General features: G+C 61.9%; 11 protein-coding genes. 5 read left to right on the top strand and 6 right to left on the bottom strand.

What is annotated here, in order from left to right:
- Positions 1 to 248: 248 nt before the first annotated feature.
- Positions 249 to 1244 carry a FecR family protein gene (locus IB241_RS18430; RefSeq protein ID WP_192299656.1) on the bottom strand — a complete coding sequence of 332 codons (996 nt, stop codon included), beginning with the start codon at positions 1242 to 1244 and terminating at the stop codon, positions 249 to 251.
- Between the two features lie 142 nt (positions 1245 to 1386).
- Here IB241_RS18430 and IB241_RS18425 point away from each other — a divergent pair, with 142 nt between their 5' ends.
- A complete protein-coding gene (locus IB241_RS18425; RefSeq protein ID WP_192299655.1) occupies positions 1387 to 1656 on the top strand; it encodes a PepSY domain-containing protein in 270 nt (89 codons plus the stop codon).
- Positions 1657 to 1675: 19 nt separating this feature from the next.
- On the opposite strand, the gene IB241_RS18420 is transcribed toward IB241_RS18425, so the two are convergent.
- Positions 1676 to 6820 (bottom strand): dermonecrotic toxin domain-containing protein, encoded by a 5145-nt coding sequence (locus IB241_RS18420; RefSeq protein ID WP_192299654.1) that lies wholly within the window; start codon positions 6818 to 6820, stop codon positions 1676 to 1678.
- Between the two features lie 194 nt (positions 6821 to 7014).
- On the opposite strand from IB241_RS18420, the gene IB241_RS18415 reads away from it, so the two are divergent.
- Entirely contained in the window at positions 7015 to 8052 is a 1038-nt protein-coding gene (locus IB241_RS18415) for an Ldh family oxidoreductase (RefSeq protein WP_192299653.1), read from the top strand.
- 34 nt (positions 8053 to 8086) lie between these two features.
- Here the strand turns inward: IB241_RS18415 and IB241_RS18410 are convergent, their stop codons facing one another.
- Positions 8087 to 8407 carry a DUF883 family protein gene (locus IB241_RS18410; protein ID WP_095015928.1) on the bottom strand — a complete coding sequence of 107 codons (321 nt, stop codon included), beginning with the start codon at positions 8405 to 8407 and terminating at the stop codon, positions 8087 to 8089.
- A 163-nt stretch (positions 8408 to 8570) separates the two neighbouring features.
- Here IB241_RS18410 and IB241_RS18405 point away from each other — a divergent pair, with 163 nt between their 5' ends.
- The gene (locus IB241_RS18405) at positions 8571 to 8825 is read left to right on the top strand and encodes a hypothetical protein (RefSeq protein ID WP_003190904.1); all 255 of its coding nucleotides are present in this window, start codon (positions 8571 to 8573) and stop codon (positions 8823 to 8825) included.
- Here IB241_RS18405 and IB241_RS18400 read toward each other — a convergent pair.
- A complete protein-coding gene (locus IB241_RS18400) occupies positions 8818 to 9711 on the bottom strand; it encodes a LysR family transcriptional regulator (RefSeq protein WP_192299652.1) in 894 nt (297 codons plus the stop codon). The genes IB241_RS18405 and IB241_RS18400 overlap by 8 nt on opposite strands.
- 81 nt (positions 9712 to 9792) lie before the next feature.
- On the opposite strand from IB241_RS18400, the gene IB241_RS18395 reads away from it, so the two are divergent.
- A complete protein-coding gene (locus IB241_RS18395) occupies positions 9793 to 10719 on the top strand; it encodes a carbon-nitrogen hydrolase family protein (RefSeq protein WP_192299651.1) in 927 nt (308 codons plus the stop codon).
- A 148-nt stretch (positions 10720 to 10867) separates the two neighbouring features.
- On the opposite strand, the gene IB241_RS18390 is transcribed toward IB241_RS18395, so the two are convergent.
- Both IB241_RS18390 and IB241_RS18385 read right to left on the bottom strand, forming a co-directional pair.
- Positions 10868 to 11311, bottom strand: coding sequence for an LEA type 2 family protein (locus IB241_RS18390; RefSeq protein WP_192299650.1), 444 nt, complete (start codon positions 11309 to 11311; stop codon positions 10868 to 10870).
- Between the two features lie 12 nt (positions 11312 to 11323).
- Complete coding sequence (locus IB241_RS18385) at positions 11324 to 12751, bottom strand: nucleobase:cation symporter-2 family protein (RefSeq protein WP_192299649.1); 1428 nt, start codon at positions 12749 to 12751, stop codon at positions 11324 to 11326.
- A 234-nt stretch (positions 12752 to 12985) separates the two neighbouring features.
- On the opposite strand from IB241_RS18385, the gene IB241_RS18380 reads away from it, so the two are divergent.
- Positions 12986 to 14611 carry a methyl-accepting chemotaxis protein gene (locus IB241_RS18380; protein WP_192299648.1) on the top strand — a complete coding sequence of 542 codons (1626 nt, stop codon included), beginning with the start codon at positions 12986 to 12988 and terminating at the stop codon, positions 14609 to 14611.
- Positions 14612 to 14657: the final 46 nt, after the last annotated feature.

Raw genomic sequence — 14657 nt, 5'->3', positions numbered from 1 at the left:
TTGTTGTTATTCAATGGCTTGCGTTTTTTACGCAGCAGAGTGCTATCGGCGCTGTTTCACGGATGAGACACCTGCCCGCCAGGTGCCCACCGCCGGCCACACCGTAAACGTTTCACCCAGCTGTATCAGCGCTGTAACAGCACACATGACAAAACCGTGAATCCGCGCTGCATGGGCGGTTCAGGGCAGGGAGGTGTTTCAAAAATGGACACGGCAGACGCAAGGGCGCCCGGTCCTGCAGGCAGGGCTCAGCCTTTCGGCGCTTTACGCGGGATGGAATTGAGTACGGGATTGCCGTCCTGGTTCTGGGTCAGGTAGACCGGCAGGACCTTGGGCAGCGAGGGGATGAGATTGTTGACTTCATTGATGTTGTAGATACCGCCGATGCGGATCGCGCCAGTGTTGGCATCGGCCAGCATCACCGCCTTGTTGAGGTAGCGGTTGATCAGCGGCAACGCGTCGGCCAACGCCAGGTTGTCGAGCACCAGCTTGCCCTGGCGCCAGGCCAGGGCCGTGTCATTGGCGTTGAACGCCTGGACCTGCGGTGTCGCGTCGCCCAGGCGATAACTGGCCTGCATGCCCGGCGTCAGCGGTACGCTGCCGTGCACCTGATCGCTGGCGATCTGTACCGAGCCTTCGAGTAGCATCACCCGCACCTGATCTTCGTACTTCCAGACGTTGAACTGTGTGCCGGTTACGCGTACCTGACCTTCGCCAGCGCGTACGATGAATGGATGGGTGCTGTCATGGCTGACCTTGAAAAACGCCTCGCCTTTTTTCAGGATGACCCGGCGCTGATCCTTGTAATTGCTGAAGACCAGCTCGGTGCCCAGGTTCAATTCCACCTGACTGCCGTCACCCAAGGTCACTTGGCGCAAGCCGGTGGACGCCTCGAAGCGTTCGTAGGAACTCGGCAGCCAGCCGGCTTCCCAGCCGGTGAACGCCGCCACGGGCAGCGCCGCCAGGCAGATTGCCGCGGCTATCGCGTACTGGCGCAGGCGCCTGCGGGGCTTGAACGGCACTACCGCTGCCAAGGCTTCGTGGCGCGGCAGGTGGTCGGCAACGTCCCAGATCTCCAGCATGGCCGCGTATTCAAAGGCGTGCAGCGGATCAGCATCGTGCCACTGTTCAAAAGCCTGACGCTCGGCGGGCGTGCAATCGTGCGCGTGCAAACGCATGCACCAATGCGCGGCGGCGTCGGTGATCGCGTCATATTCGGCTTCTGAAAGAGACTTTTCTGTCATTTAAACGTCCTGATTTCCCACATTCTAACCTCCCAGGCATGGGCCGAGAACTGCCATCATAGTGATTGCACGCCAATTGGAACTTATTCTCGTTTGGGGGTGCCTAAAAAATCTCAGGACATTCTTACAATGGAGAACGAATATGCTGAAGAAAACCTTAGTCGCCCTATGTGCAACCTCCGCGCTGCTCAGCGCTGGCGCCGCCCTGGCGGACAAGCCGGGGGCGGGCTGGATCCCGATTGAAAAGGCGATCGAAGTCGCCAAGACAAAGGCCGGTTATATCGAGGTCTATGCGGCCGAAGCCGATGACAATGGCTACTGGGAAGTCAAAGGCCGCAAATCCGATGGCACCGTCTATGAGGCGCGCATCGATGGCGCCTCCGGCAATATCCTGCGCGACCAGAAAGACTGACTCCCTCCAGGGGGCCGTTTCAGGCCCCCTGATCCAACTCGCGCCCCAAGTGACTGATCAGGTACGTCAGCGAATCGGCATTGGCCAGGATCGTATCGATACGCTTGTCCGCGTCACTCATGAAGATTTGCCGCGCATCATCCAGTGTCTTCGCGCCGGTCAGTTTGAACACCCGGTCGCGCCCGTGCACCCCGCCAAATCGACCCAGGTCTTCCCAGCGTTGCGACAGACTGTCCCAGGTCTTGAATAACAGGCTCGCCGGCGTCAGCGTCGACAAGGCGGTGGTGCGCAAGTCCGACAGGTCGGTGTACAGCAACTGGCCGCGCAGGGTGCCGACGTTGATCAGGTCGTGGAACGGACGCATGCTGTCCAGGTAGGCCAGGTCTTCGGTGTTGCATTTGAAGTGCGAGATCTCATGCGTGATGATCGCCGCGCGGGCGTGGGCAGAGACGTTGAATGGTGTTTTCAGGAGGTTCTCATACACGTCCATGTGCGGGTCGAAAAAGCGATCCAGCAGGTAGATTTTTTTCTGCACATCATCTGGCAGGGTGAATGCGTAGGTGTCCTGTGGGCTCCAGCGTGCGGTGCCGGTGACAAATCGACCTGAGTCGAGGTTGGTCAGGGTCGGGTCTACCAGCGCATCGAGTATCTCGTCCACGCGCTGCTCGATTTTTTGCAGTTGCGAGGGGCTGAAGCTCAGCACCCCGAACATCTCGGTCAGGAACAAGCCGACGCGCGAGCCCGGTTTACGGTCCGTGGCGAACTGCACGATATTGCGCTTGCAGGTCACCGCGTAGTACGTCGCGACGTTGAGGCCTTCGTTGATGCACTGGGCCTTCCACGGCGAGAGCGCGGTGATGGCCGGTAGCCCGACGGCCTCGATATTGATTGCATCGCGCTCAGCCGAACGGGTTTGCCTGCGGCCGATGTAACGCGACAACGTCGGGCCGAGGCGTGGATGGTGTTGGGATAGGTCGAATACCCATTCACCTCGTGCGTTGCGTTCGACATACGGGCCTATTTCTTCGCCGAGGACAATCCGCCAACGCGCGCCGGCTTTCGTCACCGGGTACACCTTGCCCGCCACTGGCACGTAGGTCCGCTTGCTCACAGGGTGCGAGTACGGTTGCTGCGGGGCGCGACGTTGCAGGTCTATCAGTGAAATATCGACATTTTCAAAGTGCCGCAATCGGGTGCGCAAAGGGTCGGTGATGTCCAGGGTCGCCAGGGTGGTTGCTGCGCCAGGGCCGGCTTCATCCGGCATCTCGGGCGTGGGGCTGGCGGGAGGATGGCGTGGCTTGAACGGCTGGTCGAGGCGACTGCGCAGTGAGGCCAGGGTCGCCACGCCCTGGATGAAGGGTCTCATGGCTTCGGCCCAGCGTTGGTTTTGCAAGCTTTCCGCTGACGCCTTGAACAGCTTGTAGCTGCGCCACACCGCAAGCGGGTACTGAAGCTTGCCGCTGATAAATTGCAGGGCCATGGGTATACCCTTGCCGAACAGGCTGGTGACAGCGTCCCAGGCACTCTTGCCGTTGGGGTCAAATTGGCTGCCAAGCATTCTTGCCAGCTGTTGCGTGTTGTCATCGAACAGCAGCGGCAGCAGGTTGCCGCGCACTGGCGAAGAGGCCAGGCCCAGATCGCTGGAAGGGCTGCGCGGGTGCGCCTGCATCAAATGCCGATAGGTGGCGCGCTGGGGATCGTCCAGTTGGCGAATGACCCAGTCCTGCAAAGGTCCCGGACGGTTGAGTTGCTCAAGCAGGTCCTCCTCGCGGGGGAACTCTGTCAACGTCTGCGTCGGGCAGTAGGGGGCGTACAGCACCTGGGGCCCGGAGGCCCCGGTGTGTGGGCCGATCAAGTAGATGCCCCGGGCCCTGGCCGGCGTCGCGCCAGGCGTGGCCACCAGTTCCAGTGGCCGAATCATCGCGGTTACCCCGCTGACACTCGCCCGTGCTATGGCATCCGGCATATCAAAGACCTGTTGCACAAAGCTCCAGGCCGTCGCACTCAAGCGTTCTTCGAGTTTTTCTTCGTGGGCATGGCTCAACAGCTGCCACGGTAGCTGCTGGCAGAACAACGCTTTGCGCTTACGGGCATCTTCGGTGTCTGCGCTCAGGTGGGTATCGAGCAAGGCGCGGTAAGTCTTGGCGATGTCCAACTGGCGAATCAACTGCACCAGCGCCGCACCGTCCAGGGTCGGGGGCAGGGGTGTGCGGGTGCGCGAAAACGGTTTGAGCGTGTCGGCCAGCAGGTTTGGCAGGTGGCGTTGGGCAAAATCGGTGAGGCTCTGGCTATGGCCGTTGAGCATGACCCGCGTGGGGATCAGGATGTCATCCGGGTCCAGCTCGAAGCCGTCAAACCGAGCGTTGAGCAGGGCGCGCAAGGCGCTGGCCACGTGGTCGCGCAAGGGCGGCAGGGCGTGCAGGTAATCCCGGTCATCGGCGGCACTGAGGCGGTATTGCTCAAGCAGCTCGGCATGCCGCAGTTGCTCCTGGGCTGACGCCATGCCCAGCCAGACGGGCAACCCTTGTTGCAGAACCATCGCACGGGCGATGTCGGTGGCGCGACCCAGGTTGGAAGGCGCTGCACGCAGCATTTGGTTGTCCAGGCAGTCCTGTAACTGTCGGGGCCCCAGCGGCGCGGCGAGCCAGTAGTCGATGGCGTTGAGGCTGTAATCGAGGTAGCTCTGCTGGCGATTGTCCAGCAAGTGTTCGTCGATACGTTGCAGCGGGCCGAGCTGGAAGGTTTGATGAGGCCAGCGCAGGCCGATCGGCAGGTTATCCAGCAGCATCAAACGGTCATCGGCGGTTGACAGGCGCACCGCGAGACTGTCGCGCAGGGCCTGCACCGATACGAACGTTTCATGCCCCAGTTGCGGGGTCCAGAGCACGGCTTGCCCCGAATGGTCCGGGTCCAGGCCACCGCGTTCAGTGAGTACAAAGCAGTTGGCCAGAGCGTGCGCACGCTCGTCGGTGCCGACCTTGAGGGTCAAGCCAAACGCATCCGGGAGAAAGCCCTTGAGGCCGTGCCGTTTGACTCGGGTCATGCTGTCCGGGCGCAACACCGTGTCGACAATCGCCTGGCTCGCCGGGCTCAGGGTTTTGTTCAGCAGCCGCAGCTCGGCTTCACTGCGCAAGCCCAGCATCAGCGCGTCGTTCAAGGCATCCCGATGGCTTCGCAGGAACAGGCGCGGCAGCATGCGGATGTCGTGATTGCTGAACGGCGCCAGGGTGTGTTCGATCACCGCATTGAAGGTTTTACCGTTCAAGCTGTTCCAGCGGCTGGAGAAGCCGGCGCGGTGTTTGCCATAGAACCCCAACTGCGGCGTCTCTTCCACAGGTGGGGCTGCATGACTCAAGCGCTGGATAAAGTGATCGACCATGCTCACAGAGGTCAGGGGCTTGCGGTCTTCCTCTTGCCGGGCTTCGGTGGCGTAGGTGTTCACGTAGACGTCATCGGCGTGCAAGGCCAGCGAGCGCTCGTTCAACTCTTTGTCCAACGCCTGTGCCGCCAGTGTGCGTAACGTGGGGTGCTCGCGCCGGCGCATCGCCAGTGCCGCGTCGGCGGCGCGCAAAGTGAGCAACTGTTGTTTGGCACGTTCGGCTTGCACCGTGGAAGGGCGGCCGTTGTCGCTGGAGACAGGGTGTGTGCTCCAGCGTCCCTGCGTGTCCAGCGCCAGCAAGCGACTGTCGAGCATGTGGCGCAGGTCCAGCGCACAGTCGAGCAACGCCGCCAGGTCCACCGCCCCTTCACTGCGTCGATATACCGCGAGGGCGTGCTCCAGGTTGCTCAATTGCTTGGCGGCGATGTCCTGAACCATTTCGCCGAACACGTCTGCGAGTACCGGCACGCCGCTGATCTGCACTTGATCCATGCCGATGTACACGCTGCGTTCGTCCAGCGACAGAAAGTTGAGCAGTTCATCCTGATGCCCGGCGGCCTTGAGCATCTCGAGCAGCGTATCGTTGAGGTCGGCGAGGTCCTTGAGCACCTGCAACCCGCGCGACTGGGTGTACAGGTAGGCGTGGGTGTCATTGATCAACAACGTGGCAGCCAGTTCCACGTAATGTTGATAAGGCGCGTGGATCTTCACCTTGTCGATGTTCAGGTGTGCGTGCCAGGCGCTGCGTGCAGCCTGGTCGGGAAGAAAGGTGGCGAGCAGTTGGTGGCTTTCCTCGGCCGACAGGATGCCGTTCTGGCGCTTGAGCAACAGGTCGACGCGGAACTTGTCACTCATCACCTGGGCAAACAGCCCCAGCCGTGAGCGGCCGCCGCCGATGTCTTCATGCCACCACGTCAGCAACAGGCTGCTCAGCAGTTTGGACAGAATCCCCGCGGTTTGTTCGATCAGGCTTTCCCACTGCCGCTGATCGGCTGCCAGCTGCGCGGCGGTGAAGGCGCGAGTGTCATGCCGTGGGTTGGTGAATGTGCGCGTCTGGCTGCCGGGCCACGCCTGCTTGAGGTAGAACTGCAACAGCACCTCACTCAAAGGGACAGAACTGGCCCACTGCGAAGCGTCTTGGTGGCGTGTGTTGACGCGTGTATCGCGCTGATCCAGGCCGGAGAAGTACGAGCGCGCCATGATGCCGAGCAGCGTGTCGAGCATCCATGACAGGGTTGGCGTGGTGCGCAATTGCGCCAGCATGTCCTGCGTATTCTGGTGCTGGCAGGCCTGCAGGGTCTGCTCCTGATCCTGCATGACGGCGCCGTCAATGATCGAAGATGTCAGGGTGCAGGGCTGGTCTGGGGTGAATTTGGCACGCTGAGATATTGATAAAAATATAATTAAATCAGTACGTTGACTTGGTGTGTTGATGCGTTTGTTTAACTCTGAAAGTAGCTCGTCGCGGCTGTCGAACACCTCAATCCCGCCATAGGGCGTGTACAGCAATGCCTTCTGGCCATCGGGGCTGGGGCTCATGATGAATGCCCCGGCCAGTGGGAGCGCGGGCTGGTCCTTCATGCTGACCTGCAATTTCTCCACTTGCATGGGGTACTTGCGCAGTTCGGTGTTCTGGCGGGCGTGATCGGTGGCGTAGTACAGCGTGTGCAGCCAGTCGAGGTCGTTGAGTGTCAAACCCAGGGCTTGTTCGCGCTCGGTCGGCTGTTTCCTCCTGACTGGTTGCAGGAACTCGTTGAAAAAATAGGGTGGGGTTACGCGCGCCATCGTTTGCTCCGTCTCGGTCTGCGTCTGGAGCGGCAGGGTAGGAGCCTCGGCTTGGCATACGGCGGTAGATAACTGCTGCAAATCCCGATGGGTTATCAAACGGCGATTGACAGCCTGTGCTGTCGGCGTTGTTTAATCCCAGGCCTGGGTTTCCAGTCTTGTCGCCCCTTCCAATCATAAAATCGGAGCTACAGATGTCTGCGCAGTCCTCGCAACTTGGCAGTTCCCATGCTCGTATCCGCTTCACCGACCTGGTGGCACTGCTGCAACGCATTTTTGAACGCCATGGCACCTCGCCCCACGTGGCGGCCGTGCTGGCGCACAACTGCGCGATGGCCGAGCGCGACGGCGCGCACAGCCACGGCATTTTCCGTATCCCCGGCTACCTCAGTACCCTGGCCAGCGGCTGGGTGAACGGCAAGGCCGAGCCCGTCGTTACCGATGTGGCCTCGGGGTTTGTCAGGGTCGACGCCGGCAACGGGTTTGCGCAGCCGGCGCTGGAAGCGGCGAGGGCACTGCTGGTGGCGAAGGCCCGCAGTGCCGGGATCGCGTTGCTGGCGATTCATAACTCCCATCACTTTGCGGCCTTGTGGCCGGACGTCGAACCGTTCGCCGAAGAAGGCCTGGTGGCATTGAGCGTGGTCAACAGCATGACCTGCGTGGTGCCCCACGGCGCCGACCGTCCGCTGTTCGGCACCAACCCCATCGCCTTTGCCGCGCCGCGTGCCGACGGTCTGCCGATTGTGTTCGACCTGGCCACCAGTGCGATCGCCCATGGCGACGTGCAGATCGCCGCACGCAAGGGCGAACGCCTGCCGCCGGGCATGGGCGTGGATGGCCTTGGCCAGCCGACCCAGGACCCCAGAGCCATTCTTGAAGGCGGCGCCTTGCTGCCGTTCGGTGGCCACAAGGGCTCGGCGTTGTCGATGATGGTGGAGTTGCTCGCGGCAGCGTTGACCGGCGGCAATTTTTCCTTCGAGTTCGATTGGTCCGATCACCCCGGCGCACGTACGCCCTGGACCGGCCAACTGTTGATCGTGATCGACCCGAGCAAAACCAGCGGCCAGGCGTTCGCCGAGCGCAGCCAGGAACTCGTGCGGCAGATGCATGCGGCGGGGTTGCGGCGGTTGCCGGGGGATCGGCGCCATCGCACGCGGGCGAAGTCGCTGGAGCAGGGGATCGAGATCGAGGCGCAGCAATTGCACGAGTTGCAGGCGCTGGCCGAAGCGTGAAAGCGGGCTGCGCCAGTGGCGCAGCCCGGCGTACTCAGTTGCGGCGACCGAGCAACAGGCCGACCACCAGGCCAAAGCCTGCGGAGATGGCCACGGTCTGCCAAGGGTGGCCACCGATGTAGGTTTCGGTAGCATCGACCACCGGCTTGCTGCGTTCACGCACGCTGGACACCGAGTCCAGCGCCTGCTTGAGCTTGATGGCAACCTGCTCGCGCAGGGTTTCGCCTTCTTCGCCCACCAGGGATGCGCTGCTTTTGAGCAGTTTGTCCGATTCTTCGATCAGCGCGGTCAGTTCGCTGAAGGCTTGGTCCTTGATTTGGTCTTCGACGGCTTGGGCAGCGGTTTTGCGGGCCATTGTGTGACTCCTTGCGAGTGAATGTGACAGTGAGCAATGGAGTATCGGGCGGCGGCAAAAGTTGCGTTTTTTTTGCCGCCGCCGGGTCTTGGGCAAAATCCGAATCAGGAAATTTGGACCTACAGTGTAAGATGTCGCCTATTTGTGCAGCAGGTATTTCAACATGAGCTTCAATCTGGCCAACAAGACCCTCGCCGAACGCGCCGAGCTGGAAGATGAAAAGTCGCGCCTCTACGACCTGTGGCAAACCAACCTGGGCAAGGCCAAGGGCGAAGCGGCGCGCTTGTTCGGCGAGCGTGCCAAGCGCAAGGGTAAATGGGCCGAGTGGGTCCGCGCCGAACTCGATGGCATGTCGCCGCCGGAGTTTTCCAACATGGTGCGCAGTGAAGTCAACAAGTTGATGGCAGCGGCTAAATAAAGCTCGCCACGATGGCTTCACGCACTTTCAGTAACATCGGATCCAGCTGTGCCTGGGTGCGCCAGCCCAGTTCCACCGGGTAGCGCGGCAACGCCAGCGGGCACGGCAGCATACGCAGGCCGCTCATCTGCGCGATGGCCTGCGCCGCATGCCCCGGAATGGTCGCTACCGCCTGGCTGCCCTTGAGCAGAAACGGCAGCGCGGCAAAGTGGCTGGTGGACGCACACACCTGGCGGCTCAAACCCTGGGCCGCCAAGCCCTCGTCGGTAATCCCGATAAACCCGCCGGATGACACCAGCACATGTTCGCGGCTGACGAACTCGTCCAGGCTGATGCCCGCCTGGTCCGAGTCCAGCAGGCAGCGGTAATCACCTTCTCCCAACACCTGCCGGCTCAGCCTGCCCTGGGCAAAGCCGCCCGCCGTGATCGCCAGGTCCAGGCTGCGGTCGAGCAGGGCGCCGGCGACGATCTGGCTGTGGGTCTGACGGAAAATCACCCGCAGTTTCGGCGCCCGTTGTGCGATGGCTTGTATCAGCCGGCGGCCGTAAGCGATTTCGAAGTCATCGGACAAACCCAGCACCACCGAGCGCCCCTGATATTGCTGGTTATCCGGGTTGACCATGGCCAGGCTTTGCCGGCAGCGTTCCAGGGCCTCGCTGATCAGCGGTTTCAGTTGATTGGCGCGCAAGGTCGGCGCCAACCCGCGGCCGGTGCGCACGAATAACTGATCCTCATACACCTCACGCAAGCGTCGCAGCCCGGCGCTGACGGCCGATTGCGTGACGCCCAGGCGCAATGCCGCACGGCTGGCGCTGGATTCGTCGTACAGGGCTTCGAAGGTTTTCAGTAGGTTCAGATCGACCTTGGCGATATTCATTTGGCTCATATCATTCAGCAGTGAACTGGGCTTTATTCATGATCGAGGCTGGCGGGAGAATGGGCAACCCCATTTTCCGGAGTGATCGTGATGCCTGTTTCGACTGTAGCTGCTTTGCAAATCGGTTCTTTGCCCGGCGGCAAGGCTGACACCCTTGCGCAAATCCTCGGTTACGAAGACGAGATCCAGCGCAGTGGCGCGCAACTGGTGGTGATGCCCGAGGCGTTGCTCGGTGGCTATCCCAAGGGCGAAAGCTTCGGCACGCAACTGGGCTACCGCCTGCCGGAGGGGCGCGAGGCCTTTGCGCGCTATTTTGCCAATGCCATCGACGTGCCCGGCGCCGAGACTGACGCGCTGGCGGGCTTGTCGGCGCGTACCGGCGCCAGCCTGGTCCTCGGTGTGATCGAGCGCAGTGGCAACACCCTGTATTGCACCGTGCTGTACTTCGAACCGGCAGGCGGCCTGGTGGCCAAGCACCGCAAGCTGATGCCCACCGGCACCGAGCGGCTGATCTGGGGCAAGGGCGATGGCTCGACGTTACCCGTGATCGACACGGCCGTCGGGCGTGTTGGCGGTGCGGTGTGCTGGGAAAACATGATGCCGCTGCTGCGCACGGCGATGTACGCCAAGGGCGTGGAGGTGTGGTGCGCACCGACGGTGGACGAGCGTGAGATGTGGCAGGTCAGCATGCGTCATGTCGCCCATGAGGGCCGCTGCTTTGTGGTCAGTGCGTGTCAGGTGCAGGCATCGCCCGAGGCGTTAGGTGTGCAGATCGCCAACTGGCCGGCGCAGCGGCCGTTGATTGCCGGTGGCAGCGTGATTGTCGGGCCGATGGGGGATGTGCTGGCAGGGCCATTGCTGGGCGAGGCGGGGTTGCTCACGGCGCAGATCGATACCGATGAGCTGGTGCGTGCGCGGTATGACTACGACGTGGTGGGGCACTATGCCCGCCCGGACGTGTTCGAGTTGGTCGTGGATGAACGGGCCAGGCCGGGGGTGCGCTTTATCACTGACTGACATGCACCCGCTGATAACCTGTAGTGAGCGGGCTTGCACCCGCGCTGGGGGGCGAAGCCGCCCCAAACGGTCCGCCGCGGTGTGTCAGGAAGACCCAGGTGCCTGGATTTGGGGCGGCTTCGCCGCCCAGCGCGGGCAAGCCCGCTCACTACAAGTCCAGGGTGCCACGGTCCACGAAGCGCATGGTGCCAAACAGCCCGCCCGCCAGTTTGCCCCGCAGCACGTAGGGCAGGTTGTTCAAACTCTGGGTCTGGCTCAGGCCCAGGGTCTGGCGCAACACCGAGAACGCCGAAACACTCACCGGCACCTTCAGCACCGTCTCGGAAAAGCGTGGGATGCTTCCGGCCTGATCGCTCACTCCCGATGCCAACGGGTGGCCATTGACCTCCAGGTCCAGGGCCACGCCGTTGTAGTCGATCGCCGTTTCATTGGGGTTCTGCACCCGCAGCTTCACCAAGAACCGCACTTCCAGCTCCTGGCTTTGCAGCGGTTCGATGCCCACCACATTGATGGTCACCGGGTCACGGTGCGGGAACAGCGCGCACGCGCTCAAGGTCAGCAGCATTAGCGTTACAACCATGAGCTTGCGCATACAAAGGTGCTCCTATTTCGTGACGTCCGGGTCTTGCATCACCTTGAGGGTAGAGGACTCCGGATCAAATTCATCTTCTTCCAGCTCTATGAACTCTTCCGGCAGGAAAATGTTCAGCACGATTGCACAGAACGCACCCACGGTAATCGGCGATTCGAAGATGTTGTGCAGCGCCTTGGGCAGGTCGCGCAGTACTTCCGGTACGGCAGCGACGCCCAGGCCCATGCCGAGGGAGATCGCCACGATCAGCACATTGCGGCGGTGCAGCCCGGCTTCGGCGAGGATCTTGATGCCGGCCACGGCCACAGTGCCAAACATGATCAGGGTGGCGCCGCCCAGAACCGGCTTGGGCATCAGTTGCAGCACCGCGCCGATCATCGGGAACAGCCCCAACAGCACCAGCAGGCCGGCGATAAAGTACGCCACGTAGCGGCTGGCCACGCCGGTCAACTGGATCACGCCGTTGTTCTGGGCAAAGGTCACCATTGGCAGGCTGTTGAAGGTCGCGGCCATCGCCGAGTTGAGACCGTCGGCCAGCAGGCCCGATTTGATGCGCTTGATGTACAGCGGACCCTTGACCGGCTGTTGGGAAATCATCGAGTTGGCCGTCAGGTCGCCGGCCGCCTCCAACGGCGAAATCAGGAAGATCACCGCCACCGGGATAAACGCCACCCAGTCGAACGAGAAGCCGTATTTGAACGGCACCGGCACGCTGATCAACGGCACCAGGGGCAGCGCCGCCAGGTCCACGCGGCCCATCATCCAGGCCACCACGAAGCCCAGGGTCAGGCCGATGACGATGGAACCCAGGCGCAGGAACGGATTGCTGAAGCGGTTGAGGACCACGATGGTCAGCAGCACCAGCGCCGCCAGGCCCATGTTGCCGGCGGCGCCCAGGTCCTGTGCGCCAAAACCGCCGGCCATGTCGGTGACCGCTACCTTGATCAGCGACAACCCCATCAAGGTAATGATGGTGCCGGTGACCACCGGGGTGATCAATTTGCGCAGTTTGCCGATGAACTGGCTGAGCACCACTTCGATAAACGCCGCAAAAAAGCAGATGCCGAAGATTGTCGACAGAATCTCATCGGTGCCGCCGCCCCGGGCCTTGACCATGAACCCCGCACTGAGGATCACGCTGATAAACGAGAAACTGGTGCCTTGCAGGCACAGTAAGCCGGAGCCGATGGGGCCGAACTTGCGCGCCTGCACAAAGGTGCCGAGGCCCGACACGAACAACGCCATGCTCACGAGATAGGGCACTTCGCTTTCCAGGCCCAGTACGCCGCCGACAATCAGGGTGGGCGTGATGATCCCGACAAAACTCGCCAACACGTGCTGCAATGCGGCAAAAATCGCGGCTGTGAAGTGCGGACGGTCTTCGAGGCCGTAGATCAGGTCGGATTTATAGCGGGGGCGCGGGGCTTGAGCGTCAGACAAAATGATGGCTCGGGTCAGAAAATGGAGGCGCAGGATGCCAGAAACTGCCCAACGCCAGAAGTGTAAAAAAATATTTATAAAGACCCTGCATAAAACGCGGTTGCTTGCCGATAACGTGGATAGGCCCACCTATCAATTACAACAGTGGTGACCAAGGTCTGAGCAGCGCGTTGTCGCTGACGGATCGTTTCGCGGCAGGGACGCGCGCAAACATTCCATCTGAGAGCATCCTCTATGTCACTTCGCCAACTGAACATTGCCCCTCGCGCGTTTCTCGGTTTCGCCTTTATTGCGTTGTTAGTGATCCTATTGGGGGTGTTCGCGGTCAACCGCATGACGCAGATCCGCCAGTCCTCGGTGGACATGAGCGCCAACCAACTGCCTAGCGTGACGTACCTGGGCAACATCACCGAAAACGTGTTGCGTTTGCGCATTCTGTCATTTCGCGTATTGGTCAACCGCGAGCCGGCCAGCCTGCAGGAAGCGGAAACCCGCATGGCGGTACTGGCCGACAAGGTAAAAACCGCCCAGGCGGGTTATGCGGCGCTGCCTGCCAGCCCAGATGAGGCCGCGCTGTACAAGACCTTTGTGACCACCCTGGACAACTACAGCAAGGCCCAGGCCGACATGCTGGCCTTGTCGCGACAGGGCCAGGTCGAGGAAATGCGCGCCCTGATCAACACGCGGATCAAGGACGGCACCGACCAGATGGGCGAGCAGTTGAACAAGCTCATCGCGATGAACGCGGCGAATGCCAAGCAAGCCGACGCGGATGCCGGGCAGAGTTACCAAGGCGCAATCATGGGGGTGATTGTGGTCGCGGTCGTCGCCGCGCTGCTCACCGTACTGCTGGCCTGGCTGTTGACCCGTAGCATCGTCACGCCGCTGCGCAAGGCTGTGGAAGTGGCCGAGACCATCGCCGCCGGCAATCTCAGCAAAACCATCGAGGACGACGGCAAGGACGAACCGGCCCGGCTGCTCAGCGCCCTGGCGACGATGCAGGCCAACCTGCGCCAGACCATCCAGCACATCGCCGGTTCGGCCACGCAGTTGGCGTCTGCCGCTGAAGAGCTGAGCGCGGTCACCGAAGAAGCCTCCAAAGGCCTGCAACAACAAAACAACGAAATCGATCAGGCTGCCACGGCGGTCAACGAGATGACGGCGGCCGTGGAAGAGGTGGCGCGTAATGCGGTGTCCACGTCCGAGGCATCCGGCCAGTCCAACCAGGCGGCGCGGGAAGGCCGCGACCGCGTGGTGGAAACCGTCGAGGCGATCCAGACCATGACCCACGATGTGCAAAACACGGCCGTATTGATCGAAGGCCTGGCGACCCAGGGCCGGGACATCGGCAAAGTGCTCGACGTGATCCGCGCCATTGCCGAGCAGACCAACCTGCTGGCGCTCAACGCCGCCATCGAGGCCGCCCGTGCCGGTGAGGCCGGACGCGGTTTTGCCGTAGTGGCGGACGAAGTGCGCGCCCTGGCCCATCGCACTGCGCAGTCGACCCAGGAAATCGAAAAGATGGTCGCCGGCATCCAGAACGGCACAGGTGAAGCGGTGCAATCGATGCAGCAAAGTAACCAGCGCACGCAAAACACCCTGGAAATGGCCCGCGCCGCCGGTGTGGCGCTGGAGCAGATTACCCAGTCCATCAGCCTGATCAACGAACGCAACCTGGTGATCGCCAGCGCTTCGGAAGAACAGGCGCAGGTGTCCCGTGAAGTGGACCGCAACCTGGTGAACATCCGCGACCTGGCAACTCAGTCGGCAGCGGGCGCCAACCAGACCAGCGCGGCCAGCCATGAGCTGTCGCGCCTGGCGGTGGATTTGAATGGGATGGTGGCGCGGTTTGTTATTTGACCTGTCAAGTTTGACAGTAGACGCCAGTAGATCGTTAGCGACACCC

The sequence above is a fragment of the Pseudomonas sp. PDM05 genome, assembly GCF_014851685.1.
Taxonomy (GTDB): domain Bacteria; phylum Pseudomonadota; class Gammaproteobacteria; order Pseudomonadales; family Pseudomonadaceae; genus Aquipseudomonas.
The sequence above is the reverse complement of the archived record's forward strand: the minus strand, read 5'-3'. Positions and strand labels throughout refer to the sequence as shown.

What these genes read in the sequence shown, in the direction of transcription:
- IB241_RS18410 (WP_095015928.1), bottom strand. Translation starts at nt 8,407, where the DNA reads ATGGCCCGCAAAACCGCTGCCCAAGCCGTCGAAGACCAAATCAAGGAC.
- IB241_RS18390 (WP_192299650.1), bottom strand. Translation starts at nt 11,311, where the DNA reads ATGCGCAAGCTCATGGTTGTAACGCTAATGCTGCTGACCTTGAGCGCG.
- IB241_RS18430 (WP_192299656.1), bottom strand. Translation starts at nt 1,244, where the DNA reads ATGACAGAAAAGTCTCTTTCAGAAGCCGAATATGACGCGATCACCGAC.
- IB241_RS18400 (WP_192299652.1), bottom strand. Translation starts at nt 9,711, where the DNA reads ATGAGCCAAATGAATATCGCCAAGGTCGATCTGAACCTACTGAAAACC.
- IB241_RS18420 (WP_192299654.1), bottom strand. Translation starts at nt 6,820, where the DNA reads ATGGCGCGCGTAACCCCACCCTATTTTTTCAACGAGTTCCTGCAACCA.
- IB241_RS18380 (WP_192299648.1), top strand. Translation starts at nt 12,986, where the DNA reads ATGTCACTTCGCCAACTGAACATTGCCCCTCGCGCGTTTCTCGGTTTC.
- IB241_RS18395 (WP_192299651.1), top strand. Translation starts at nt 9,793, where the DNA reads ATGCCTGTTTCGACTGTAGCTGCTTTGCAAATCGGTTCTTTGCCCGGC.
- IB241_RS18415 (WP_192299653.1), top strand. Translation starts at nt 7,015, where the DNA reads ATGTCTGCGCAGTCCTCGCAACTTGGCAGTTCCCATGCTCGTATCCGC.
- IB241_RS18425 (WP_192299655.1), top strand. Translation starts at nt 1,387, where the DNA reads ATGCTGAAGAAAACCTTAGTCGCCCTATGTGCAACCTCCGCGCTGCTC.
- IB241_RS18405 (WP_003190904.1), top strand. Translation starts at nt 8,571, where the DNA reads ATGAGCTTCAATCTGGCCAACAAGACCCTCGCCGAACGCGCCGAGCTG.